Origin of the sequence: Geothrix edaphica (genome assembly GCF_030268045.1) — a bacterium.
GTDB classification, from domain to species: Bacteria; Acidobacteriota; Holophagae; order Holophagales; family Holophagaceae; genus Geothrix; species Geothrix edaphica.
The window spans coordinates 36,559-59,362 of record NZ_BSDC01000003.1 but is presented as its reverse complement, the minus strand read 5'-3'; the positions used below and the strand labels follow the sequence as shown (position 1 = coordinate 59,362).

Sequence of the window (22,804 nt, the reverse complement as noted above, 5' to 3'; positions counted from 1 at the left end):
GGGGGGGAAGGGCGCGGGACGCCGGGGTGGTGAGGGGCCGAGGCGGCGCCTCGGGGCACTTTGAATTGTGGACCTTGAGGTGAGCAAGATCCAGGCGCCGGTGTCCACTGGCCGGGAACTGTGACGGATGTCGCGCCTGGCGAGGGCGGGTGCAGCTGGAGCTACTTCGCGTTGAACTTGAACTTGCCCTCGTGGCACTCCAGGCATTTCACAACCGGGGGCTGATGCTGCCGGTGGCATTCCGTGCAGGAGACCTCGCCCAGGTGGGAATCGTGGGGATTCGGCTTCACATTCCGGGTGACGGCCTTCATGGCGGGGTAGTCCCCGTGGCAGACCATGCAGGATTCCGCGGCCACGGCCTTCTTCGTGGGATTCTCCTCATGGTGGCAGTCGTAGCAGTGCACACCCGCCTTGATGTGCGGGGCCGGGAGCTTCCGGGTCGGGCCGGGCTGGGCTGTCAGCACGCAGCCTCCGAGCGCCACGAGAAGACCCAGGGGTACCGACCAGCGAAATGTCATGGGGCGTTCCTTTCTTGCCGAATATCAGACTAGATGAGAGCCGCCTTCTCGAGATACCGGAAGCCCGTGGATGAGGAATCGTGGGATCATGACGCTGAGGGAATCTATATCCCGGTCTCCCAGCCGCCTGCTCCAGCCTTTGCTTCCCTGGGGCGACCGGGATGCCGCCCTCCCCTGAACCGTGCCCATAGGACCTGTTCATGAGCTATTCCCTCCGAATCTCCGTCGCGACTCAGCTGCTGGTCCTTGCCCAGGTCGTGGGCTCTCTATCCGCTCAATCGGCCCAGAGGCGGGCCAAGGTTCCTGACTCGGTTCCGCCCTACCAAGCGCAGCGCGTGGTCAAGGGCCCCATCGAGATCCAGGGTGCCGACGAGCTTTTGGACCTGGGCGAGGAGTGGTCCCGGGGCTTCCGAACCCTGCATCCGGAGGCCAACCTCACCTACCGCGCCCGGCTCTCCAAGGACGCCGTGAAGGACTTCATCGCGGGCGGCCAGCTCCTGATCCTGTCGGCCCGGGAACTGACGCCGGAGGAGAACGCCGCCTTCCAGGGCAAGCACGGCTACCAGCCCATGCGAATCCCGGTCTGCCTGGACGCGAACATCGTCTTCGTCCACAAGTCCAACCCCATGACAGAGATCACCATGGAGAAGCTGGACGCGATCTACTCGAAGAACCGGTTGGGCGGGGCCAAAGCCGCCGCCCTGACCTGGGGGGACCTCGGCCTCCGCGGCTCCTGGGCCAAGCAGCCCATCCACGCCTACGCACGCGCCGAGGGGACCACGACCCGCACGACCTTCGCCGCCCAGGCCATGCTTAAGGGCGAGTACCGCGACGGCATCATCTCGTGCGAGAATCCGGCCGCCCTGGCGGAGGCGGTCACGAACGACCCGGCCGGCATCGCGTTCGGGAGCATGGCCTCCTGGTACTTCTCCACCAAGGTGATCCCCGTGGTGCCCCACCGCGCGACGGACGCACGCATGCCCACCCAGGAGAATGTGACCACCAGCCGCTATCCCATGCCGCGGCTCTTCTACATCTACCTGAACCGCACGCCCGGAGAGCCGCTGCCCGACGCGATCCAGGAGGTGGCCATGTACCTGCTGTCGAAGGAGGGCCAGGATGCCGTGGCCGATTCGGGCCTCCTGCCTGGTCCCCCGGAATTCCTCACCATCGCCCGCCGCCGTCTGAGCCGCTGAGGGCCACGCGAAAAAAGCTATCCTCTGCGCCAGCCGACCGTGCCGTCCTTGCGATCTTCCAGCACGATGCCCATGGTCTTGAGCTGATCGCGGACGCGGTCGGCCTCGGGCCAGTTCTTCGCCGCCTTGGCGGCGCGGCGGGCCTCGATGAGGGCCGCCACCTCGGCGTCGAGGCTCTCCCCCTCGTGGGGCCAGGCGGCGAAGATGGCGTCGGTCTCGTCCAGGAAGGCCAGCGCGGCATCCCGCTCCTCCCGGGTGAGGGCCACGTGGTCGTCCTGGGCGTTGAGATCGCTGATGAGGGTGAAGATGGCGGCCAGGGCCTCAGGGGTGTTCAGGTCGTCGGCCATGGCGGCCCAGAACGCCTCGCGGGCCTGGTTCAGCCGGGCCATGGGATCGATGGCCTCCGACCAGGGGCCGCCCCCGGCCTGGCCCTCGCCCTCCATGCGCTTGCGGAAGGCCCGGATGCGCTTCAGCGAGTTCTCGGCGGCCCGCAGGCCCTCGAAGCTGAAGTTCAGCACCTTGCGGTAGTGGTTGCTCTGGATGGCGTAACGGAGGGCGATGGGATCCACCCCCTTGGCCACCAGGTCGCGGAGGGTGAAGAAGTTCCCCAGGCTCTTGGCCATCTTCTGGCCCTCGACCATGAGGAACTCGCCGTGCACCCAGTGGTTCACCCAGCGGTGGCCCAGGCAGCCCTCGCTCTGGGCGATCTCGTTCTCGTGGTGGGGGAAGATCAGGTCCACGCCACCGCTGTGGATGTCCACCCGCTCGCCCAGCAGCTCCATGCCCATGGCCGAGCACTCGATGTGCCAGCCGGGGCGGCCGGGGCCCCAGGGGCTGTCCCACCAGGGCTCGCCGGGCTTGGCGGCCTTCCACAGCACAAAGTCCGTGACGGAGTCGCGTTCGTATTCGTCGGCGTCCACCGAGGCGCCCGCCTGCATGCCCTCGCGATCCAGGTGGGCCAGGCAGCCGTACTGGGGCAGCCCGGCGATGCGGTAGTAGACGCTGCCCTCGCGGACATACGCCAGGCCCTTCGCCTCGAGCTCCTGCACGAGGTGGATCATCTGGGGGATGTAGGCCGTGGCCCGGGGGAGGAAGTCCGCCCGCTGGACGCCTAGCGTCTCCAGGTCCTCCAGGAAGATGGTGGTGAAGCGCTCGGTGAGGGCCTTCATGGCCTCGTGGCGGGCCCCGTTGGAGGCGTCCGCAGGCAGGGCACCCTGGGAGTCGCGGATGATCTTGTCCTCGACGTCGGTGATGTTCATGCAGTGGCGGACCTCATGGCCAGCGGCCTGGAAGGTCCGCTTGAGGAGATCCTGGAAAAGGAAGGTCCGTAAATTTCCGATGTGTGCGTAGTTGTAGACGGTGGGCCCGCAGGTGTACAAAGAGACCCTCCCGGGCACCACCGGCGCCACGGGCTCGATCTTTCGGGTCAGGGTGTTGAAAAGGGAGATCTGCCGCTGCATCTTCATGGCACTAGGTAACCATCTTTATCGCTTCTTCTGAAGGCTTCGTGTGTCCTCATGGGTCTCTTCGGCGGGAAATCCAGGAACCAGGCCCCCCCCGGGCGGGATGAGCGTCTGGTCCAGGTCGAGGAGGAGAACCGGGCCCTGAAGAGCCGCCTGGAGGAAACCCGGGAACTGGTGCGGCACCTGGACCAGGACCGCGACCTGCTCCTGGGGGCCGTCGAGCGCCTCCGCCCAGGGCTGTCGCCTCGGGAGCTGGGGCAGGCCCTCATGGAGGTCTGTTTCAAGCCCCTTGGCCTCGCCTGCTTCTATGTGGCTCTGGCGGACTGGGACCGCGATCAGCTGGAGTTCGTGCTGTATCACGAGGGGGGGCGGGTCCGGCAGCACCCCTCCCGGCGGCTCTCCGACCGGGCCGGCCTGTCCGAGCGGGTCCTCTCCAACCGCCGGGCGATCTACATCCGGACCATGGAGGAGGGGCAGGCCTCCGGCAGCCTGCTGACCGCCGCCGAGCAGGCCACCGGGCTCATCCCCCATTCCTGGTACGGCGTTCCGCTGGGAATGGGGCCCCGGCCGACCGGACTCGTGAGCTTCCAGAGTTTCCAGACCGACGCCTTCAGCGAAAGCCGGCGGCGGGTGATGGATGCCCTGGCGGCGCTCATGTCCAACTGCATGAGCCCGCAGGAGACCCTTCAGCGCCCCTGAACCAGGGCCAGGAGATCCTCGGGCAGCACCCTCGCGCGATTGTCGGACCCGGCCACCAGATGGACGCTCTCGCCCTCGGCCAGCAGCAGGCCATCCCGCTCGATGCGATAGCCGAACACGATGCGGCGGCGGCCGGACTCCCGCAGGAAGGTCCTCACCTGCACCAGCTCGTCATAACGCGCCGGGGCGCGGAAGCGCACGCGGATCTCGTTCACCACCAGGCGCACGCCCCGGGCCTCCCAGTCCGCATAGCTCTGGCCCAGCTCGCGCAGGAAGTCGCTGCGGCCCAGTTCCATCCACACGGGATAGGTGGCGTGGTGGACGATGCCCATGGCATCCGTTTCGGCATAGCGCACTCGAAGTTCGGTCAGGGATTCCATGGTTGGATTATCCACCACTCTGACTACCCCCATATCGGACAGCGCCCGGCGCTGTCCTCCCGCTCCCGCGGCGCTGCGCTTGCGATCGCGGATGGGGCCCCGTGGTGGACGATGCCCATGGCATCCGTTTCGGCATAGCGCACTCGAAGTTCGGTCAGGGATTCCATGCCTCCAGCGTACAACGAGAAGCCCCGCCGGAGCGGGGCTTGGGCTGCGGCGGACCGGGCTCCCGGCTACTCGACGGTGACGCGGATGTGATCGCCCTTGTCCGTGGTGACTTCCAGCAGCAGGTCGCCCGGCTTGGAGCTGGCCAGGAGCTTCTGGAGCTGTTCGGGCTTCATGCCCTTCTTGGTTTCGCCGTTGATCTTGATCTCGCCTTCGCCGGCCATGTCGAGGATGCCGTTGGCCAGGCTGATGGGCATGCGGACGTGGACTTCCGTGGGCCCATCCACGCCCTTCTGCTTGTGGTGGTGCTGCATCATGGTCTTGGAGACGATGTCGACCTTGATGAACCGCGCGTTCTGCGCGGCCAGAGGAAGGCTGAGGCTGGCCGCCAGGGCCAGCGGGATCATGATGGCGCGCATGGGCGGCCTCCTTGGAAGGAATGGGTCGGCACTCGCCGGGTCGAATGATATTACGGACCGCCGGTCTGGCAGGTTAGCCCGGGTATCCTGGAAGGACGATGGAACGGAAGCCCACCTGGCTCCATCCAAGTCCATAGGCGGCCCGTCCGCCCTCTTCCCGGAGTCCCAGCATGAAAGCCCTCGCCGCCCTCCTGCTCATCGCCGCGCCCCTGGTGGCCCAGGGACCCGTGAAGTGGGAGCACGACTACCAGGCCGCCCTCAAGCGCGCCAAGGCCGAAAAGAAGGTCATCTTCATGGACCTCTGGACCGAGTGGTGCCCGCCCTGCCAGTACCTGCAGAAGAACGTCTTCCCCAGCCCCGAGGGCCAGGCCGCCCTGGCCAAGGTGGTGCCCTTCTCCGCCCTGGTCGAGAAGCGCGATCGCACTCCCCTGCCCGAGGGGAAGAAGCTGGCCGACAAGTTCGGCCTCGATGCCTACCCGACCATGGTGGTCCTCGATGCCGACGGCAAGGAACTGCGCCGCCAGGTGGGCGCCTTCCGCACCGGCGCCGAGTTTGCGGCCTGGCTGGGGGCGAAATAGCTTTCGGCTATCAGCTATCGGCTGTCAGTCAAAGCACGGCGGCCTGCGGGCCGCCGTTTCTTTAGCGGAAAGCTGACAGCTGATGGCTGACAGCTTCTAAAGGTCCTTCACGCCCGCCGGTGTCTTCGGCGGCTTGGGCAGGCGCTGCTTGAGGCCTTCCAGCTCGTCCTGCTGGGCCCCCATGCTGGGGCGGGGGGGCGGTGGCGGGGGCGGTTTCTTGGGGTTGGGCGGAGGCGGCGGTGTCGCATCCTTCACCAGGGTCTGCAGGTCATGGATGGCGTCGCGCTGGCCGGGTTGCTCCAGCAGCAGGCGCTCCAGCAGGGCCCGGGCCTCGTCGGGACGCTTGGCCTCCAAGTGGGCCCGCGCGGCGAGGAGCAGGGCCGGGGCGCGCCAGGCGGGCAGGGGCCGCGGGGCGCCCTGGCCCACCAGGGGGGATAGCGCCTTCAGGGCCTCCTCGGGGAGGTTGGTCCGCAGGTCGATCTGCGCGGCCAGAAGCACGTGGGAGGGCTTGGCATCCCCGGGGCGCCAGCGGCGGGCCCCGGGCAGGTCGCCATTCTCCATTGCCCGCTGCGCGAGCCAGGCCTTCACGCTGGGGGGGGCCCACACCTTCCCCGCCTGGGCGCGGAGGGGGGCGGCCAGAGCCAGCAGCAGGAGCAGGGCGGGTCGCCAGCGGGCCATGGGCTTGCCGGCGAAGAACAGCCAGAGAGCCAGTCCCACCAGGGCCAGCCAGGCGCCCGCCTCGGGGTGGGCCGGCTGAAGGGAGCGCTGGGCCGGGAGCGGGAGCCTGCCGGCGGCCAGGGCCTGGAGGCCGGCGGCGGCGGTCTCGCCGTTGGTGAACACCTGGCCTCCGGTGGCCTCGGCCAGGCGCGCCAGGAACTCCGGGTGGGCGGTGCTGACGGTGGGCTCCGCCGAGGCGGGTTGGGCCGGGATCTGGCCTCCGGGGCTGGGCCTGGCTGGCACCGGGTGGGGCTGGCCGTCTCCGAAGGCCAGCACGCAGACGGGCAGCTTGGCCAGCTTCAGTGCCGCGACGGCCCGGTCCAGGGCGGCCTCAGGGGCCTCCCAGGTCTCCTCACCGTCGCTGAGCAGCAGGATCACGGCAGGGGTGCCCCGGTCCACCTGGGCGGCCACCTGGGGCAGATCACGACCCAGGCTCGTGCCCGGGGAACCCACTTCGCCCGGTGCGACGGCCCGGAGTGCTTCGCGCAGCAGGGTGCGATCCTCGCCGGGAGGCTGCACAGGGATGGCGTCGCCCGTGAGCAGGTCCAGGCTCCACCGGAGGCCGGCCTGGGGCTGGGACCAGATGCGGTCCAGGGCCCCCACTGCGGCGTCCCACCGGGAGCGCCCGGCGGCGTCGGGCACGGCCATGGAGCGGCTGGCATCCACCACCACGTGGACCGTCAGCCTCGGGAATTCCGGCAGGCCCCAGCGGGGTTCCGCCAGGCCGAGCCCCAGGCCCGCCAGCATGAGCGCCATGCCCAAGCCCTGCCAGAGCGGACGCTGGCCCACCACCTGCACGCCGAGGCCCGGCCGCAGGTGGGCCCGCAGAGCCAAGGCCAGGGCCACCAGGATCGCTCCGCCGAAGGGGGCGAGCAGCCAGGGATGGGTGAAGGGCAGGTTCATGGAGCCTCCACCCAGGCGGGCCGGGGCCTGCCGCGCTTGAAGGCGAGGTCGGCGGCGAGGGGCAGGGCCAGCAGGGCGGCCACCAGGAGGCACCAGCGGGCCAGGGGCTGGCCTTCGGTGGGCTGGTCCACCGGCAGGAGCGTCTTCTCCAGCTGATCCACCGAGGCGAGGCTGCGGGCCAGGCCGACGGGATCCTCCGCGCTGAAGGACTCGCCGCCGGTGAGGTGGGCCACCTGCTGTAGCGTGGCGTGGTCCACCTCCACCCGCAGGCGGGCGAAGCCGCCGCCCTCCAGGGGCACCAGGCTCTCGCCGTCGGTTCCGAGGGCCACGGCGTGGATGCGGATGCCGTTGCGGCGGGCCTCCTCGGCGGCCTCCTGGGGCGTGACGCGGCCCCGGTTCTGCACGCCGTCCGTGATGAGCAGGATGACGCGGCTGCGGGCGGGGCTCTCTTCCAGCCGCCGCACCGCCGTCATGAGGGCCGAGCCGATGGCCGTGCCGTCGTCCCGGCTGTCCAGATCGAGCCGGGCAAGCATGCGGAGCAGGCGCGTGTGATCGGCGGTGAGGGGGCTGAGCGTCACGGGGTGGGCGCTGAACAGGATGAGGGCGAAGCGGTCATCGGGGCGGCGCTGGACGAACTGAGCCAGAGTGCGGCGGGCCGCATGCCAACGATCCTCCTCCGGTCGGTCGAGGATCTGCATGCTGCTGCTGCCGTCCAGCACCACGGCGAAGTCGACCACGGGGGCCTCGCCCCGCACGGGCCGGCGCCATTCTGGGCCCGCCGCGGCCAAGCCCAGCGCCAGGGCCAGGAGGGGGGGCAGCCAGTGGGAGCTGACGCGCGCCAGGGCGCTCGAGGGCCGCGAGGAGGGGATGCCCCAGCGGTAGACGACCCGCCAGGCCCAGATGAGCAGGGGCACAGCCAGCAGCAGCAGCAGGGGATGGCGCAGGGCGATCATGCGTTCCCCTTCCGGTTCCCGCGGGCGTCCAGCGCAGCCACCAGCGGCTCCGGGGCCGGGAAGGGTGGCTCGGTGCGGCCGAAGCGGGCGGCATCGAGGCTCTTGACCCACTGGTCCCAGGGGTCGAGGTCGCGGGCCTGGAACTCGGCCGGACCCCAGGCGCGGGCGGCGTCTCCGAAGCGGGCCGCCAGCAGGTCGCGGCCCAGGGCATGGGCTGCATCAAGGGCGGCGCGATCCCGCCCGGCTGGCGGCCAATGCCGGCGGAAGGTATGGGCCACGTGATGCAGATGCCGCTTGGCCGAGCCCTTCCGCCACCGGCGGACGGCCCAGGCGGCCAGCCCCAGGGGGGGCAGCAACCACAGGCTGGCCGAGGCCCAGGGGAATGGGATGGCGGGCAGGAGGTCCTCGTTCCCGCCGCCGAAGCCCACCCAGGGACCGCCGAAGGGGATGGTGCGGGGCACGTCGAGGCGCAGCTCGGGACTCCGCTGCCCGTTGCCCAGATCCAGGGCGGGGATCACCGCGAGTCCGGGTTCCAGGGCCTGCACCTGGAAACGCCAGCCGCGCCCGTCCGGCAGGGGCTCCAGGGAACGCAGGCGCAGGGGTCCCAGGCGGTCCTCCACCGTGGGCCGCGGAAGGCCGGGCCTGGCGGGATCCGCCTCCCGCAGCTCCAGCACCTGCAGCTCACCGAGGCCCAGCTGGGCCGGTGCCTTCCATGCGGGCGCGGCCCCGGCCCAGAGGCCCACCGCCATCAAGCATGCGATTTGTTGATATCTCGGAATCCGCACGCGGATTCCGGGCCAGGACAGGCGCTCGGGGGAACCTGCCATGCTCACGCCCCTCCGGCCCGCAGCCAGGCGTTCAGCTTCACGATGGGGTCCTCCAGGAGGTCCCAGCGTTGCCGCTCGATGGCGGGGGAGAAGCCCGGATCGGGCCAGGCCGGGGCCCTGGGCCCCTCCGGAGTCTCCGGCTGGAACCAGACGAGCCGGTGCCGCGTGGCCAGGGGCTTCAGCAGGGGAGCCAGGCCCTGCAGTCCCGCGCCATTGCTGAAGAGCCAGAGGCGATGGCCTTTCCCGTGTTCGCCCCAGTGGCCCAGGGCCTCGCGCCAGGCGGCTTCCGTGGGGAGGGCCGGCCCCCGCTCGGCGAGGGTCTCCAGGATGCGCAGGCCATGGATGCGGCCTCGCTTGGGTGCGATGCGCAGGGCGGGCGTGCGGCCGTCTCCGGGGACGATGAGCCCCAGCCGGTCGCCGGTGGCCTGGAGCGTGGCGAAGGCCGCGCCGCAGAGTTCCATGGCCCAGCGCAGCGGTGAGACCGGGTCGCCCAGGAACATGGAGGGCGAGGGATCCACCACCAGCCACAGCACCAGGTCGCGGCTGCTCTCGAAGCGCTTCATGATCGGCTCGCCCGTCCGGGCGGTCAGGGGCCAGTTGATGAAGCGGGGATCATCCCCCGGCACGTAGGGCCGGTTCTCCACGAAGGTGAGGCCGGAGCCCTTGAGCTTGGAGGGATGCAGGCCCTCGGTCCCCCCGCCCAGGCGTCCGCGCAGGCGCAGGGGCAGGCGTCGCAGACGGGCAAGGAAGCGGGCGGGGAGGGGCATGGGGGTTCAGTATGGCCTAGGTCCGCACCGCCTTCATGCCCCTCTTCGTTCTACCACCGCACCCGCACCCGATAGGTCAGCGTGGCTTTGCCTTCGGCCGGGACGGTCACCTGGAACTTGCCAGTGCCGGCGGCGGCCTTGGTGCAGGGGTGGCTGCTCTGGAGCACCTCCCAGTCGCCGGGCAGGGGCTCCAGCACGGTGACGGTGACGGGCTCCTTCTTGGCGTTCTTCAGCTCGATCTCGAAGGCGGATTCGTGGACGAAGCCGAATTTCCCCTGCCGGCCCAGGCTCTTGTAGTCGGTCTGCTTCCGCCGGGCCGTGACATCGAACGCGTCGCCCAGCTTCAGGCGGACCAGCTCGTTCTTCGGCGTATGGTCCACGCTGTCCTCGCCTACGAACTGGGCGCGGCCCTCGCTGTCGCGCTTGTAGACGCGGATGATGCCCTTGGGTAGCGGCATGCCCAGGCGGCTGGATTCCTTGTTGTCGAACTCGACGAACACGCCCACCTTCTGCTTGTCGCCCAGATCGCCGTAGCTGCCGGAGTAGTAGTAGGACTGGCCCTGGAGCAGGTACTCCTTGCGCACGGGCACCGCGCTCGCGCTGAGCAGGGCCACCTGCTTGGTCTGGTTCACGGCCAGGGTGGTGGGGCGGTCCAGGGTGTAGAGGTGATAGTCGAAGAGGCTTTCCTCGGCCATTTTCGGCGCGGGCGCGGCGGCCCTTTCCATCATGGCGCCCACCGCGTAGGCTCGGTCGGGGCGCTGCTGGACCCGGTTCACGTCCCCCGCCACCAGCTGCAGGGTGGCATTGGGATAGGCGGCGCCGCTCTGGTTGGTGAGGGTCACCCAGCCGCTGAGGTCGAGGGTCTTCTCGTCGGCGGCGAGGTTGGCCACATAGTCCGCCCGCCAGGACAGGCCGCCCGTCAGGTAGCTCAGCTCCAGCTTCTGCTCCCGGTCGGCCCCGCTGTTGAGGCTGATCACCAGGGTGGGGCGGGCCCGCAGGTTGCCGGGCACCTTCGGGAAGATGAGGCGGCCGGGGGCGCTGGTCTCGATGCGATCGGCGAACTGCAGGACGGTGCCGCCGTTGGTGGCCAGCACCGTGGCCTCCTCGCGGATCTCCCTGGCGCCTGCGCCGGATTCGTTGGGCACGCTGCGCGCCACGGTCACCTTCTCGCCCACGTATTTTTCCAGCAGCTTCTGGGGCGTGAGCAGGTCGAAGTCGAAGTTCTGCTCCACCACCCAGAAGTCCTTCGGATGGGTGAGGTTCCGCAGCAGGGCCGTCTCGGGTCGGATCTGGGCGGACACCTCCTGGAAGGCCAGGCGGGACTCGCCCCTCGGCAGCCGCACCTCCCGGGTGTCCTTCACCAGGGCCAGGTTGTCGTTGTAGATCGTTACCGCCAGGGCCTTCTGGTCCTTGAGCGTGGTGACGGACTCCTGGGCGGCCAGGAGTGAGGGCAGAGCGGCGAGGAGCAGGGCGGGGCGCATGGGACCTCCAGGGTACGGGCGGGGCGCCCGATATAGGGTCATGCCGGGATCGGGGACATCCTTTCACGAAAGGAAAGGAAAGGAAGTACACGGAGGAAGGCGGAGGAACCGAGGAGAGCGGAGAAGGGAAGCCTTACCTGGATGTTTCCCTCTGCTCTCCTCCGCTCATTACTCTTCCGTGAACCTTCAGATCTGCCCGGCTCCGGCCAGCTCCTGGATGCGCGCCAGGCCGCTGTCGAGCTGGCCCTGGAGCAGCTTCTCGGCGCCCATCATGGCCATCATCATGGGGATGTCGGCCTCGTCCACCAGGCGCAGGGTGCTGCCCTCGCCAGCGGCGGTGATCTCGAAGCGCAGCTCGTGATCGAACATCTTCCGGGCGCCGGGCACCAGCACCACCCGCTGGCCGGGCACGCGCTCCTTCACCACCAGTTCCTGGGGCATCTTCATGCCCATGACCTCGATGACGTAGCTGTGCTTGTCGGCGTCACCCTGGAAGTTCAGGGCCGCGGGCTCCAGGAAGGCCCGGTGCTTCGAGAGATCCGAGAGGAAGGCGAACAGCGCGTCGGCGGAGACAGGCAGGGTGGCGGTGGCGGTCTTGATCGTGGTCATGGGGACTCCAGATTTCCTAAAGACTGAACCACGAAGACCGGAAGGCCACGAAGAAAAACCTTGGTGGGTTTCGTGGTCTTCCCGTCGTCGTGGTGAGTCAGCCCCTTCCTTCGGGTCAGTACAACCGCTCACCGAAGAACGCGGTGCCGATGCGGATCTGATCGCTGCCGGCCCGCACGGCGGCTTCCAGGTCGGCGCTCATGCCCATGCTGAGGCGGAGCGGCTGGCCGAGGTCCTGCTGGAGCCGGTCGCGCAGGGCCGCCAGCTGGGCGAAGGCAGAGCCGTCCTCGGGGGGCGGGATGGCCATGAGGCCCCGGAGAGGCAGGCGGGGGTCGCCGCCCAGGGCCGCGATCAGCGCGGGCAGATCGGCCCCGGCGCAGCCGCCCAGCTTGGTGGCCTCGTCCCAGAGATCCACCTGGATCCAGACGGGGCGTGTCACGTCCAGTTCCTCCGCCAGCCGACGCAGGCGTTCCGCCAGATCCGGGCGATCCAGGCTCTGGAGCTCGGCGAAATGCTGGAGGGCCGGCTTGGCCTTGTTCCGCTGCAGCGGGCCGAGGAGCACGAAGGCCAGGCCCGGTGCGGCGACGGCCTTGTCGGCGCCCTCCTGAACGTAGTTCTCGCCGAAGCGCGTGAAACCAATGGCCGCCGCCTCCTGGATCAGTGCCAGGGGCTGCTTCTTCGAAACCGGCAGCAGCTCGACGCTCTGTGGATCGCGCCCCGCGGCTTCGCAGGCCCGGGCGATGCGGGCGCGCAGGCCTTCGACGCGGTCCGCCAGGCTCACGGCAGGAAGAGGATCCGCTGGCAGGATTCGCAGGCCACAGCGTCCTTGGCTTCCTTCAGCTGGAAGAGGAAGGGACCGCGCAGCTTCACGTGGCACCCCGAACAGGCGCCGTTCTCCACGGGCACCACCACCCGGCCCTGACGGGCACCGGCGAGCCGATGGAAGCGCGTCACTTCGGGCACAGCGAGCTTGGCTTCCAGCTGGGCCTGCTTGGCCTTCAGCTTCTTTCGCCCCTCCACCTGGTTGGCGTGCTCCTCCAGGAAGATGGCGTGGAGTTCGTCGAACTGGGCCTTGAGGGTGGCCCGCTCGGACTCGAGGGCCGCCAGGGCCTGCTCGAGGGAGGCGGCCTCGGTTTCCAGGGCCTTCAGGGGCCGGGCGGTGGAGGCCCGCAGGCGTTCCTTCTCGTCCAGCTCGCGGATGGCCGCGGTGTACTGCACCTTCTGGCTGGTGGTCTTCACCGCGGCGCGGGCGCGATCCTCGTCCTTCTGGGCCAGGACCAGTTCCTTCGATTTCACCTGGATGTGGGTCCGGGCCGTATCCAGCGCCTTGGTCTTTTCCGCCACCTGCTTTTCGATGGTTTTGAGCCGGGTGTCCAGGGCCGCCAGATCGGAGGGCAGGGCCGCCAGGTCGCGCTCAATGGTCCGAAGGTAGTCCAGAGTGGCTTGCAGGTCGCGCAGGATGGCAAGGTGTTCCATACCTGAAGGCTACACCCGCCAGAGGCCTTCAGCCCGGGTTTGAATATTTAACATTGAAATGAAGAAAATATGAATCATTTACACTAAAATTTATGGAAACCCTCGAAGATCCTTCTTGACCGGTTGGGGCCCCGGTGCCAGACTTGGCACTCGCTGTGGCTGAGTGCTAACAGCTCCATCCGTTTCATTACTCTTCTTTCCAAGGAGGTCCCATGGCCATCAAGCCTCTTTCCGACCGCGTCGTGCTGAAGCGCGTCGACGCCGCCGAGACCGTCAAGGGCGGCATCATCATTCCCGACACTGCCAAGGAGAAGCCCATGGAGGCTGAAGTGGTGGCCGTCGGCGAAGGCAAGATCAACGAGAACGGCACCCGCAACCCGATGTCCGTCAAGGCCGGCGAGAAGGTGCTGATCGGCAAGTACAGCGGCACGGAAGTGAAGATCGACGGCGTCGACCACGTGATCGTGCGCGAAGACGAGATTCTCGCGATCGTCGGCTAAGACACCCAAGAGACCAAGGAGACACACATGGCCAAGTCCATCATCTATGCCGAAGATGCCCGCCAGGCGATCCTGCGCGGCGTGAACAAGCTCGCCGACGCGGTGCAGGTCACCCTCGGCCCCAAGGGCCGCAACGTCCTCATCGAGAAGAAGTTCGGCTCCCCGCTCATGACCAAGGACGGCGTCACCGTCGCGAAGGAGATCGAGCTCAAGGACAAGCACGAGAACATGGGCGCCCAGCTCGTGCGTGAGGTCGCCTCCAAGACCTCCGACGTCGCGGGTGACGGCACCACCACCGCCACCGTGCTGGCCCGCGCCATCTACCGCGAAGGCATCAAGGCCGTCGTGAGCGGGGCCAACACCATGGAGATCAAGAAGGGCATCGACCTCGCCGTCGATACCGTCGTGGCCGCCATCGATGAGATCAAGAAGCCCGTCGAGGGCAACGCCATCGCGCAGGTCGGCACCATCTCCGCCAACGGCGACGCCGAGATCGGCAAGATCATCGCGGAAGCCATGGCCAAGGTGGGCAAGGACGGCGTCATCACGGTGGAAGAGGCCAAGGGCCGCGACACCGAGCTGACCGTGGTTGAGGGCATGCAGTTTGACCGCGGTTACCTCAGCCCCTACTTCGTAACCAACCCCGACCAGATGAAGGTCGAGCTGGAGAACCCCTACATCCTCGCCTACGAGAAGAAGGTCTCCAACATGCGCGACCTCCTGCCCCTGCTGGAGCAGGTCGTCAACAGCCGCCGCCCCCTGCTGATCATCGCCGAGGACGTGGACGGCGAGGCGCTGGCCACCCTCGTGGTGAACAAGATCCGCGGCACCCTGAACGTGGCCGCCGTGAAGGCCCCCGGCTTCGGCGACCGCCGCAAGGCCATGCTTGAGGACATCGCCATCCTGACCGGCGGCAAGGCCATCAGCGAGGACCTCGGCCTCAAGCTCGAGAACCTCACGCTGGCTGATCTCGGCAGCGCCAAGAAGATCGTCATCGACAAGGAGAACACCACCATCGTCGAGGGCGCCGGCGCCAGCGAGGCCATCCAGGGCCGCGTGAAGCAGATCCGCGCCCAGGTCGAGGTCTCCACCAGCGACTACGACAAGGAGAAGCTGCAGGAGCGCCTGGCCAAGCTCGTGGGCGGCGTCGCCGTCATCAAGGTGGGTGCGGCCTCCGAGACCGAGATGAAGGAGAAGAAGGCCCGCGTCGAAGACGCCATGCACGCCACCAAGGCCGCCGTTGAGGACGGCATCGTGGCCGGCGGCGGCGTCGCGCTGCTCCGCAGCCTGACCAAGCTCGCCGGGCTGAAGGCCACCGGCGACCAGGCCACGGGCATCGAGATCGTGCGCAAGTCCCTGGAGGAGCCCCTCCGCCAGATCGCCAACAACGCCGGCGTAGAAGGCTCCGTGGTCGTCAATGCCGTCCGTGAGGGCAAGGACAACTACGGCTACAACGCCGCCACCAACGAGTACGGCGACATGGTGAAGTTCGGCGTGGTCGACCCCGCCAAGGTGACCAAGTCCGCCCTGCGGAATGCCGCCTCCGTGGCCGCCATGATGCTGACCACCGAAGCCATCATCACCGAGCTCCCCGAGCCCAAGGCTCCCGCCCCCGCGGGTCCCGGCATGGGCGGCATGGAAGACATGTATTAATCAGCCGCGACTGCGGTTCGTGGAAAGGCCCCGCGCGAGCGGGGCCTTTTTGATGTTCGCAGGGAGCGCTTGGAGGGGCTCATCTGACGGTGGTGATTCGCTCTCTGTGGGTCGCGACCTGTATTAAGAGCTGTCAGCCATCAGCTGTCAGAGGAACGCCCCGCGGTCGCGGGGCGTTCCTTCGTCTCGGGCTGGGTTAAGGGGACTTTGAGGTCCCAAGAATGCGTTGCGAAGTGACAAAAAAACACCAGTAGGGGGGCTGAGCGCGAAAAGCGGAAAATATGCGCAGATAGCGGAAAGAACGATATGGCTTAACCCGCGTAGTTCCTTGGAAGTGCTTCGCAGAGGCGGGGCTTTTTTCTTATACAAGACAACATAGTCATTTTTAATTGCTACCAAGGGGTTGACTATGATTCCGCTCGAATGGATGCTTCTTGCGAATCCCCGGGAATGTCTCCCGGGAACTTTGAAAAAGCAGGAGAACCCGTGGGCATGGGCCTTCTCTTCGACGCCACGCGCTGCATCGGTTGCGGCGCCTGCAGCTCCGCCTGCAAGGAGCAGAACAAGCTACCCGGGAAGGTAGAGGAGGTGTTGACGGCCTACACCTGGACGACAGTCCAGGAAAAGGAGGGCCTCAACGTCCGCAAGCTGTGCATGCACTGCGAGGTGCCCACCTGTGCCTCCGTCTGCCCTGTGGGCGCGCTGAAGAAGACGCCCGAAGGACCAGTGGTCTATGACGCCGAGCGGTGCATGGGCTGCCGGTACTGCATGATGGCCTGCCCCTTCGAGATTCCGAAATACCAGTGGGACCGGCCCGTGCCTGTGGTCGGCAAGTGCATCATGTGCGCGGGCCGCGTCAAGGATGGGCAGCCCACCGCCTGCGCTGCCGCCTGCCCGGCAGAGGCCACCATCTTCGGCAAGAAGGAGGACCTGATCTGGGAGGCCCGGACCCGCATCCGCCAGAAGCCGGGTGCCTATGTGGACCATATCTACGGGCTCACGGAGGCCGGGGGCACCTCGGTGCTGATGATCTCCAACGTGCCCTTCGAGAAGCTGGGCCTCAAGTCCAACCTGCCCGGCGAGCCGCCGGCCATGAAGACCTGGCAGGTGCTGTCCAACATCCCCGATTTCGTCGCGGTGTGGGCCGTCTTCCTGTACGGGGTCCACTGGATCACCGCGAGGCGTGAGGAGGTGGCCAGGGTCGGGGCCAATGGCAACGGGCACGGCCGCAATGGACAAGGCAATGGACGGGAGGACCGGTCATGAACACCCTCGCTGCGCTCGCCGCGCCCCGCCGGTTCCGCCCCGGCTTCTGGACCGCGGTCTTCGTCGTCCTCTTCCTGGCGTTCTGCACCGTGACCGTCATCCGCTACACCAAGGGGCTGGGCGCGGTCACCAACCTGAGCGACCAGTTCCCCTGGGGCCTCTGGATCGGCTTCGACCTGCTCTGCGGCGTGGGCCTGGCCGCTGGGGCGTTCACCCTCACCGCCGTGGTGCACCTCTTCAACCTCAAGCGATTCGAGCCCATCGTCCGCCCGACGATCCTCACCGGGTTCCTCGGCTACGCCTTCGTGATCGTGGCCCTGCTGCTGGATCTGGGGCAGCCCTGGCGCATCTGGCATGCCATCGTCTACTGGAACACTCACTCCGTCATGTTCGAAGTGGCCTGGTGCGTGATGCTCTACACCACGGTGCTGGCGGTGGAGTTCTCCCCGGTGGTCTTCGAGCGGTTCGGCTTCCATGCCCCGGCGCGGCTCATCCACCGGCTCATCACGCCCCTGGTGATCCTCGGCGTGCTCCTCTCGACCCTGCACCAGTCCTCGCTGGGCTCGCTGTACCTCATCGTCCCCAGCAAGCTGCACCCGCTGTGGTACTCGCCCATGCTCCCGCTGTACTTCTACATTTCCGCCATCGGGGCCGGGATCGGCATGGTCATCCTCGAGTCCTACCTCAGCAAGCGGGCCTTCCACCGCCACCTGGAGATGGACCTCCTGGAGCCCCTGGCCCGCGGCATGGTGGTGGCGCTGGGCATCTACGGCCTCATGCGCCTGCAGGGCATCGCCCGCAACCATGCCTTCGGGACCCTGGGCAGCTACGAAGGCCGGATGTTCCTTGTGGAGTTCCTGCTCGGCGTGGTGCTGCCCGTGGTCCTGATGTCCTTCCGGCGGCTGCGCACCAACCCGGACTGGCTGGTGGGCGGTGCCTTCCTGGCGGTGCTGGGCTTCGTCATGAACCGGCTGAACGTCAGTATCACGGGCATGGAGGCGGCTTCCGGCACGCGGTATCTCCCCTCGGCCATGGAGATCATCGTCTCCCTGGGCCTGGTGGCCACGGGCATGGCGGTCTTCGCCTTCGCCGTGCGGACCTTCTCGATCTTCCCGGATGGCCCGGTGGCCGGTCGATCCAAGGAACCCGCAGTGGGAGCCTGAGCCATGCGGACCCGCATCGGCACTCGTCTGATCCTCGGCGCCGGCCTCGCCACGGCGGCGGTGATCGGGGGCATGGCCTTCGCCCTCCTCCGGTCGCACACCGCCCAGCTCCTGGCGGAGCGCACCCGCAGTGCCGATCAGCTGAGTGAGACGATCAAGAGCGCCACCCACTTCGACATGCTGGAGAACCGCCGGGAGAACCTGCACCGGCAGATCCGCGCCGTGGGCGGCCTCCGGGGCGAGGGCATCCAGAAGGTCCGGGTCTTCAACAAGGAGGGGCGCATCATGTTCTCCTCCGCCGAGGAGGAAATCGGCACCAGCCTCGATATCCGGGGAGAGGCCTGCTACGCCTGCCACGCCGAGGGGCGGCCCCTGGAGCGCCTGGGCATCCAGGCCCGCGCCCGGACCTTCCGGGCCTCGGATGGAACCCGCGTCCTGGGCCTCATCAATCCCATTCCCAACGAGCCTTCCTGTTCGACGGCGGCCTGCCACGCCCACAGCGCCAAGCAGAGCCTCCTGGGCGTCCTGGATGTGAACATCTCCCTCGCGGAGGTGGATCGCGAGATCGCCCGCAGCCGGATGCTGATCATGCTCTCGGCCGCCGCCGCCATCCTGGCGGGCAGCCTGATTCTCTGGTGGCTCAACCGGCGGCTGGTGGTCCGGCCTGTGGCGGCCCTGGTGGCCGGCACCCGGCGGGTGGGCGAGGGCGACCTCGGCACGACCATCCCCGTGAGCGGCAACCATGAACTGAGTGAGCTGGCCGTGGCCTTCAATACCATGACCCAGCGGTTGGCCGAGACCCAGCGGCAGCTGGCCCAGGCCGACAAGCTGGCCTCAGTGGGCCGGTTGGCGGCGGGGGTCGCCCATGAGATCAACAACCCGCTGACCGGCGTGCTCAGCTACGCCTCCCTGCTGCGGAAGCGTCTCGCCGATGATGCGGAGGCTGCGGAGGACCTGGATGTGATCGTGCGGGAGACGGTGCGCTGCCGCGGGATCATCCGGGGCCTGCTGGACTTCGCGCGGCCCACACCGCCCGCCCGGAAGCCCATGGACCTGAACGAGGTCGTGCGGCGGGCCGTGTCCGTCGTGATGACCCAGCTTTCGCTCAACCAGGTGGACCTGTCGCTGGACCTGGCGGCGGAGCTTCCCGTGGTGCCGGCGGATGGCAACCAGATCCAGCAGGTGGCCGTGAACCTGCTGCTCAACGCGGGGGATGCCATCGGCGATGGCGGCGGCACCATCCGCGTCGCCACGCAGACCGGGGAGGGTGGTTCCGTGGAGCTGCTGGTCATGGACAATGGCCGGGGTATTCCGCCGGAAGACCTGCCGCGGATCTTCGAGCCCTTCTACACCACCAAGGGCAACCACGGCACGGGGCTCGGACTCGCCGTGAGCTGGGGCATCGTGGAAGCTCATGGCGGGGCCCTGGAGGTCCGCAGCGACCCCGGCCAGGGCACCTGTTTCACCCTTCGCATTCCCGCATCCACTGAAAGCGGCGGGGGCGGCCAGCCCCTCATCCCCACCACCACCTAGGAGGTTCCCATGACCGCCCTGTTGATCCTTTTCATGTTCGTCGCCTTCGTGGGCATCGACTTCCTGGTGCGCACGAGCCTGCGCCGCATGCGTGAAACCCGCGAGCGGCAGGCCCGGGAAGCCGTGTTGAACACCTCCATCCACCTCGACTTCACCCACGAGGCCAAGAGCCTCAAACGGGTGGAGGTCCCCAATCCCAGGGCCCGCATCCTGGCCGTGGACGATGAGGCCGTGGTGCTCGACTCCTTCCGTCGCATCCTCGTGCTCGAGGGCTTCAGCGTGGACACGGTGGAGCACGGTCCCGAGGCCCTGGGCCTGATCCAGCGGCACGACTATGACTTCCTCTTCACCGACCTCAAGATGCCGGATATGGATGGCGTGGAGGTGGTGAAGGCGGCCAAGCACCTGCGGCCGGATGTCGATGTGGTCGTGATCACCGGCTACGGCAGCATCGATACCGCCGTGCAGACGCTCCAGCACGGTGCCTGCGAATACGTCCAGAAGCCCTTCACTGCCGACGAGCTCGCGGAGTTCGCGAAGAAGCTCCTCATCAAGCGCGAGGCGCGCATCGAGGCCCAGCGGCGCCCGAACGTCCGCGTGGTGGCTCCGGAAATGGCTGAGGTGGTGTCCGCCAGCGAGTTCTGCGTGCCGGGCGGCGCCTTCCTGTCCACGGGCCATGCCTGGGTGCGCATCGAGCCGGAAGGCCAGGTCCGCGTGGGCATCGACGACTTCGTGCGCAAGGCCCTCGGCCAGGTGAAGGGCGTGATCCTCCCGGAGCGCGGGAAGACCTTCCGCCAGGGCGAGACCCTGTTCACCCTGAAGGGCGCCGCAGGCGAGGTGCATGTGGCTGCGCCCCTCAGCGGCCGCATCGAGCACGACAATGCGGGCCTGCTCTCCGATCCCGCCGAGCTCATGCACAGCCCCTATGACCGCGGCTGGGTCTGCCTGATGACGCCGAGTGATCTCGCGGGCGAGCTGCCGGCCCTCAAGATCGGCCAGCCGGTCATCGACTGGTATCAGGATGAGATCACCCGTCTCCGGACCGCGGATGCGCCCCAGGCCACCGGTGCCGTGGACTGGTCCTCCTTCGAGAAGCAGTTCCTGGGCCTGGGCGATCACGCCAAGGCCTGAGGGAAGGGTGGCCTGACGGGAGAGTTTCGGGGCGATCAGCCCTCGAAACTCTCCTTGGCGTGGTAGCTGGAGCGCACCAGAGGGGCGGATTCCACGCGCTGGAAGCCCATGTCCAGGCCCTTCCGGCGGTACATGTCGAACTCGGCGGGTTCCACGAAGCGGTCCAGCGGCAGGTGCAGCTCTGAAGGCGGGAGGTACTGCCCAATGGTCGCGATGTCCACGCGGGAGGCGCGCCAGTCGGCCATGAGGGTGAGCACCTGCTCCGGCGTCTCTCCCAGGCCCACCATGATGCCGCTCTTCACGCGCATGCCCGGGGCGTGGGCATCCCGCCACTCCGCCGTGCGGCGCAGCACTGCGAGGCTCTGGAGGTAGTCGGCGTCCGGCCGCACGCGCCGGTAGAGGTGGGGTACCGTCTCCACGTTGTGGTTCAGCACGTCGGGCCGGGCCTCCAGCACCGTGAGCAGGGCGGCCTCGCTGCCCCGGAAATCCGGGATGAGCACTTCGATGCCGCACTGGGGCGACAGGGTCCGGATCCACTGGATGGTGGCGGCGAAGTGCGCCGAGCCGCCATCCGGCAGGTCATCGCGGTTCACGGAGGTCACCACGGCGAACTTCAGTCCCAGCCGGGCCACCGCTTCGGCCACGCGCTGGGGCTCATCGGGGTCCAGCTCGCCGGGACGTCCCTTGCCCACATTGCAGAACCCGCAGTGGCGCGTGCAGATGTCGCCCATGAGCATGAAGGTGGCCGTCCGGTGGACGCCCCAGCACTCATGCAGGTTCGGGCAGCGGGCCTCCTCGCAGACCGTGACCAGCCGCTGCTCGCGGATCAGTCCCTCGACTTCCGCCACCACCTCCGGCGCCGGCACGCGGATCTTCAGCCAGTCGGGGCGGGGGCCGGGGAGGACGGGAGGGCGGGCCATAGCCTTCCATTGTGGGGGGAATGGCCACGGATAAACACAACCTAAGATCCCTGGCCAGGCATGCGTTGCCGGGGGGAGGAACATGGATATGGATGGCTGTACCTGGATTATCTAGTTCTTAATCAGTGTTTATATGTGTTCATCTGTGGCTAATTCCTCCTCATCTCTTCCGCTAGAATGAACCCATGTCCGACACTCCCCAGGAAGTTCCCGAATCCGTGGTCGCGCCTGCGTCGGAGGCTCCAAGGACCTTCGAAGCTCCCAAGGGCTTCGAAACGAAATTCCGGGGGCTGGCCCTGCACCTGTCCGCCTTCGACGGGCCTCTGGACCTGCTGTTGCACCTCATCCACGAGCAGAAGCTCGACATCCTGAACCTGCCCATGGCGGATGTCACGCGGCAGTACATGGACTACCTCGCACTCATGGAGGAGCTGAACCTGGAAATCGCGGCGGAGTTCGTGGCCATGGCGGCCCAGCTGTTGCAGATCAAGTCGCGGCTCATGCTCCCGCGCCCGCCCCAGGAGACCGGCGAGGAGGATCCCCGCGAGGCCCTGGTGCAGCGGCTGCTGGACTACCAGCAGGTGAAGGCCGCGGCCATGGTGCTGTCAGACCGCGAGTCGGACTGGCAGAAGATCGCCTTCGCGCCCGGCCTCGACCTGGCGGACCACAAGCGCGTGGAGGAGGAGCCCATCCGGGCGACCCTCTTCGACCTGCTGGGAGCCTACCGTGACGCCCTGAAGCGCCTGCTCCCCCCTCCCCCGGTGGAGGTCCGGACCCAGCCCAAGACGCTGGAGCAGCGCGTGGTGGAAGTGCTGCGCGACCTCCAGGATGGCCTGTGGAAGCCCTTCCAGGGCCTGCTGGGCCAGGCCCGCAGCCGCGAGGAACTGGTGCTCACCTTCCTGGCCCTGCTGGAGCTGGTCCGCACGGGCCGCATCGCGCTGGTCCAGGGCGAGACCTTCGGGGAGATCCGCGTCAAGGCCGCCGAGGCCGCGTGAACGACGCGCCGGAACCACTGCGCGCCGCCTGCCGCCAGGCCCTGCTGGTGGGACTCGCCTTGTGCCTGGGCACGCCGGCCCTCATCGGCGGTCTGGTCCTCTTGGGTTTCGTGCCACCCGGCGACAACCTACCGGAGGGCACTTATCTCCAGATCGGCCATATCTTCACGGGCCTGGTCCTGCTGTCGGCCGCCTGGGTCCTCTGGCGCCGGGGAACCGTGCTGAGGGCCTTCCGGCAGACTCCCGAGTCCCGCCGACCGGCGCAGGTGCAACGGGAGACCCTGATCTATGCCGCGCTGTTCGAGCTGAGCAGCCTCTACGGCCTGGTCTACTGGCTCCTGGTGGGGAAGCACGCGGCCCGCCACGTGTTCGGCTTCATCATCCTCGCGCCACTCCTCTTCCTGGGCCTCGTGCCCCGGCTCGGGCACTGGGTGAAGGCCCTGGAACCTCGCTCTGGGGAGGCCCCGTGAGCCCGCTGGCATTATCCTGGGG

General features: G+C 68.0%; 24 protein-coding genes. 11 read left to right on the top strand and 13 right to left on the bottom strand.

The window, feature by feature from the left end:
• Positions 1-161 precede the first annotated feature (161 nt).
• Positions 162-518: a cytochrome c3 family protein gene (locus tag QSJ30_RS11085; RefSeq protein ID WP_285609217.1), complete on the bottom strand. Its 357-nt coding sequence runs from the start codon at positions 516-518 to the stop codon at positions 162-164.
• A 200-nt stretch (positions 519-718) separates the two neighbouring features.
• Between QSJ30_RS11085 and QSJ30_RS11080 the strand changes: the two genes are divergently transcribed.
• Complete coding sequence (locus QSJ30_RS11080; protein ID WP_285609215.1) at positions 719-1,714, top strand: PstS family phosphate ABC transporter substrate-binding protein; 996 nt, start codon at positions 719-721, stop codon at positions 1,712-1,714.
• 17 nt (positions 1,715-1,731) lie between these two features.
• Here the strand turns inward: QSJ30_RS11080 and cysS are convergent, their stop codons facing one another.
• Positions 1,732-3,180 carry a cysteine--tRNA ligase gene (gene cysS, locus QSJ30_RS11075; RefSeq protein WP_285609213.1) on the bottom strand — a complete coding sequence of 483 codons (1,449 nt, stop codon included), beginning with the start codon at positions 3,178-3,180 and terminating at the stop codon, positions 1,732-1,734.
• A 51-nt stretch (positions 3,181-3,231) separates the two neighbouring features.
• Here cysS and QSJ30_RS11070 point away from each other — a divergent pair, with 51 nt between their 5' ends.
• A complete protein-coding gene (locus QSJ30_RS11070) occupies positions 3,232-3,876 on the top strand; it encodes a GAF domain-containing protein (RefSeq protein WP_285609211.1) in 645 nt (214 codons plus the stop codon).
• On the opposite strand, the gene QSJ30_RS11065 is transcribed toward QSJ30_RS11070, so the two are convergent.
• Together QSJ30_RS11065 and QSJ30_RS11060 are read right to left on the bottom strand one after the other, a co-directional pair.
• Entirely contained in the window at positions 3,864-4,256 is a 393-nt protein-coding gene (locus QSJ30_RS11065; protein ID WP_285609209.1) for an acyl-CoA thioesterase, read from the bottom strand. The genes QSJ30_RS11070 and QSJ30_RS11065 overlap by 13 nt on opposite strands.
• Before the next feature lie 233 nt (positions 4,257-4,489).
• Positions 4,490-4,840: a hypothetical protein gene (locus tag QSJ30_RS11060; RefSeq protein WP_285609207.1), complete on the bottom strand. Its 351-nt coding sequence runs from the start codon at positions 4,838-4,840 to the stop codon at positions 4,490-4,492.
• Positions 4,841-5,010: 170 nt separating this feature from the next.
• On the opposite strand from QSJ30_RS11060, the gene QSJ30_RS11055 reads away from it, so the two are divergent.
• A complete protein-coding gene (locus QSJ30_RS11055; protein WP_285609204.1) occupies positions 5,011-5,418 on the top strand; it encodes a thioredoxin family protein in 408 nt (135 codons plus the stop codon).
• 96 nt (positions 5,419-5,514) lie between these two features.
• Here the strand turns inward: QSJ30_RS11055 and QSJ30_RS11050 are convergent, their stop codons facing one another.
• From QSJ30_RS11050 to QSJ30_RS11015, 8 genes are all read right to left on the bottom strand, one after another.
• Entirely contained in the window at positions 5,515-7,038 is a 1,524-nt protein-coding gene (locus QSJ30_RS11050; RefSeq protein ID WP_285609199.1) for a vWA domain-containing protein, read from the bottom strand.
• Positions 7,035-7,991 (bottom strand): VWA domain-containing protein, encoded by a 957-nt coding sequence (locus QSJ30_RS11045; protein ID WP_285609197.1) that lies wholly within the window; start codon positions 7,989-7,991, stop codon positions 7,035-7,037. Before QSJ30_RS11045 ends, QSJ30_RS11050 begins: the two co-directional genes overlap by 4 nt.
• Positions 7,988-8,740 carry a hypothetical protein gene (locus QSJ30_RS11040; protein WP_285609195.1) on the bottom strand — a complete coding sequence of 251 codons (753 nt, stop codon included), beginning with the start codon at positions 8,738-8,740 and terminating at the stop codon, positions 7,988-7,990. Before QSJ30_RS11040 ends, QSJ30_RS11045 begins: the two co-directional genes overlap by 4 nt.
• Positions 8,741-8,820: 80 nt before the next feature.
• Positions 8,821-9,585 carry a DUF58 domain-containing protein gene (locus QSJ30_RS11035; protein ID WP_285609193.1) on the bottom strand — a complete coding sequence of 255 codons (765 nt, stop codon included), beginning with the start codon at positions 9,583-9,585 and terminating at the stop codon, positions 8,821-8,823.
• Positions 9,586-9,635: 50 nt separating this feature from the next.
• Entirely contained in the window at positions 9,636-11,066 is a 1,431-nt protein-coding gene (locus QSJ30_RS11030) for a DUF4139 domain-containing protein (RefSeq protein WP_285609191.1), read from the bottom strand.
• A gap of 186 nt (positions 11,067-11,252) precedes the next feature.
• Entirely contained in the window at positions 11,253-11,675 is a 423-nt protein-coding gene (locus QSJ30_RS11025) for an SRPBCC family protein (RefSeq protein ID WP_285609189.1), read from the bottom strand.
• 115 nt (positions 11,676-11,790) lie between these two features.
• Complete coding sequence (locus tag QSJ30_RS11020) at positions 11,791-12,456, bottom strand: YggS family pyridoxal phosphate-dependent enzyme (RefSeq protein WP_285609187.1); 666 nt, start codon at positions 12,454-12,456, stop codon at positions 11,791-11,793.
• Positions 12,453-13,151 carry a zinc ribbon domain-containing protein gene (locus QSJ30_RS11015; RefSeq protein WP_285609185.1) on the bottom strand — a complete coding sequence of 233 codons (699 nt, stop codon included), beginning with the start codon at positions 13,149-13,151 and terminating at the stop codon, positions 12,453-12,455. Before QSJ30_RS11015 ends, QSJ30_RS11020 begins: the two co-directional genes overlap by 4 nt.
• 212 nt (positions 13,152-13,363) lie before the next feature.
• On the opposite strand from QSJ30_RS11015, the gene QSJ30_RS11010 reads away from it, so the two are divergent.
• The 6 genes from QSJ30_RS11010 (at position 13,364) to QSJ30_RS10985 (ending at position 20,397) form a co-directional block, all read left to right on the top strand.
• Positions 13,364-13,651, top strand: coding sequence for a co-chaperone GroES (locus QSJ30_RS11010; RefSeq protein WP_243304081.1), 288 nt, complete (start codon positions 13,364-13,366; stop codon positions 13,649-13,651).
• Between the two features lie 27 nt (positions 13,652-13,678).
• Positions 13,679-15,304, top strand: a complete 1,626-nt coding sequence (gene groL / locus QSJ30_RS11005) for a chaperonin GroEL (protein WP_285609181.1) — start codon at positions 13,679-13,681, stop codon at positions 15,302-15,304.
• Positions 15,305-15,796: 492 nt separating this feature from the next.
• A complete protein-coding gene (locus QSJ30_RS11000) occupies positions 15,797-16,570 on the top strand; it encodes a 4Fe-4S dicluster domain-containing protein (protein ID WP_285610030.1) in 774 nt (257 codons plus the stop codon).
• Entirely contained in the window at positions 16,567-17,733 is a 1,167-nt protein-coding gene (nrfD, locus tag QSJ30_RS10995) for an NrfD/PsrC family molybdoenzyme membrane anchor subunit (protein WP_285609179.1), read from the top strand. Before QSJ30_RS11000 ends, nrfD begins: the two co-directional genes overlap by 4 nt.
• A 3-nt stretch (positions 17,734-17,736) precedes the next feature.
• Entirely contained in the window at positions 17,737-19,266 is a 1,530-nt protein-coding gene (locus QSJ30_RS10990; RefSeq protein WP_285609177.1) for a sensor histidine kinase, read from the top strand.
• A gap of 9 nt (positions 19,267-19,275) precedes the next feature.
• A complete protein-coding gene (locus QSJ30_RS10985) occupies positions 19,276-20,397 on the top strand; it encodes a response regulator (RefSeq protein ID WP_285609175.1) in 1,122 nt (373 codons plus the stop codon).
• Between the two features lie 35 nt (positions 20,398-20,432).
• Here QSJ30_RS10985 and lipA read toward each other — a convergent pair whose 3' ends face one another.
• Positions 20,433-21,317 (bottom strand): lipoyl synthase, encoded by an 885-nt coding sequence (lipA, locus tag QSJ30_RS10980; RefSeq protein ID WP_285609173.1) that lies wholly within the window; start codon positions 21,315-21,317, stop codon positions 20,433-20,435.
• 185 nt (positions 21,318-21,502) lie between these two features.
• On the opposite strand from lipA, the gene QSJ30_RS10975 reads away from it, so the two are divergent.
• Positions 21,503-22,312: a segregation and condensation protein A gene (locus QSJ30_RS10975; protein WP_285609171.1), complete on the top strand. Its 810-nt coding sequence runs from the start codon at positions 21,503-21,505 to the stop codon at positions 22,310-22,312.
• A complete protein-coding gene (locus tag QSJ30_RS10970; protein ID WP_285609169.1) occupies positions 22,309-22,782 on the top strand; it encodes a hypothetical protein in 474 nt (157 codons plus the stop codon). The genes QSJ30_RS10975 and QSJ30_RS10970 overlap by 4 nt, the downstream gene beginning before the upstream one ends.
• Positions 22,783-22,804: the final 22 nt, after the last annotated feature.

Coding starts and splice junctions, on each gene's coding strand:
- QSJ30_RS11060 (WP_285609207.1), bottom strand. CDS start 4,840: ATGCGCGCCATCATGATCCCGCTGGCCCTGGCGGCCAGCCTCAGCCTT.
- QSJ30_RS11025 (WP_285609189.1), bottom strand. CDS start 11,675: ATGACCACGATCAAGACCGCCACCGCCACCCTGCCTGTCTCCGCCGAC.
- QSJ30_RS11055 (WP_285609204.1), top strand. CDS start 5,011: ATGAAAGCCCTCGCCGCCCTCCTGCTCATCGCCGCGCCCCTGGTGGCC.
- QSJ30_RS11010 (WP_243304081.1), top strand. CDS start 13,364: ATGGCCATCAAGCCTCTTTCCGACCGCGTCGTGCTGAAGCGCGTCGAC.
- QSJ30_RS10975 (WP_285609171.1), top strand. CDS start 21,503: ATGTCCGACACTCCCCAGGAAGTTCCCGAATCCGTGGTCGCGCCTGCG.
- QSJ30_RS10990 (WP_285609177.1), top strand. CDS start 17,737: ATGCGGACCCGCATCGGCACTCGTCTGATCCTCGGCGCCGGCCTCGCC.
- QSJ30_RS11040 (WP_285609195.1), bottom strand. CDS start 8,740: ATGGCGGTGGGCCTCTGGGCCGGGGCCGCGCCCGCATGGAAGGCACCG.
- QSJ30_RS11030 (WP_285609191.1), bottom strand. CDS start 11,066: ATGCGCCCCGCCCTGCTCCTCGCCGCTCTGCCCTCACTCCTGGCCGCC.
- QSJ30_RS10985 (WP_285609175.1), top strand. CDS start 19,276: ATGACCGCCCTGTTGATCCTTTTCATGTTCGTCGCCTTCGTGGGCATC.
- nrfD (WP_285609179.1), top strand. CDS start 16,567: ATGAACACCCTCGCTGCGCTCGCCGCGCCCCGCCGGTTCCGCCCCGGC.
- QSJ30_RS11015 (WP_285609185.1), bottom strand. CDS start 13,151: ATGGAACACCTTGCCATCCTGCGCGACCTGCAAGCCACTCTGGACTAC.
- QSJ30_RS11045 (WP_285609197.1), bottom strand. CDS start 7,991: ATGATCGCCCTGCGCCATCCCCTGCTGCTGCTGCTGGCTGTGCCCCTG.
- QSJ30_RS11070 (WP_285609211.1), top strand. CDS start 3,232: ATGGGTCTCTTCGGCGGGAAATCCAGGAACCAGGCCCCCCCCGGGCGG.
- QSJ30_RS11035 (WP_285609193.1), bottom strand. CDS start 9,585: ATGCCCCTCCCCGCCCGCTTCCTTGCCCGTCTGCGACGCCTGCCCCTG.
- groL (WP_285609181.1), top strand. CDS start 13,679: ATGGCCAAGTCCATCATCTATGCCGAAGATGCCCGCCAGGCGATCCTG.
- QSJ30_RS11080 (WP_285609215.1), top strand. CDS start 719: ATGAGCTATTCCCTCCGAATCTCCGTCGCGACTCAGCTGCTGGTCCTT.
- QSJ30_RS11085 (WP_285609217.1), bottom strand. CDS start 518: ATGACATTTCGCTGGTCGGTACCCCTGGGTCTTCTCGTGGCGCTCGGA.
- cysS (WP_285609213.1), bottom strand. CDS start 3,180: ATGAAGATGCAGCGGCAGATCTCCCTTTTCAACACCCTGACCCGAAAG.
- lipA (WP_285609173.1), bottom strand. CDS start 21,317: ATGGCCCGCCCTCCCGTCCTCCCCGGCCCCCGCCCCGACTGGCTGAAG.
- QSJ30_RS11000 (WP_285610030.1), top strand. CDS start 15,797: ATGGGCCTTCTCTTCGACGCCACGCGCTGCATCGGTTGCGGCGCCTGC.
- QSJ30_RS11050 (WP_285609199.1), bottom strand. CDS start 7,038: ATGAACCTGCCCTTCACCCATCCCTGGCTGCTCGCCCCCTTCGGCGGA.
- QSJ30_RS11065 (WP_285609209.1), bottom strand. CDS start 4,256: ATGGAATCCCTGACCGAACTTCGAGTGCGCTATGCCGAAACGGATGCC.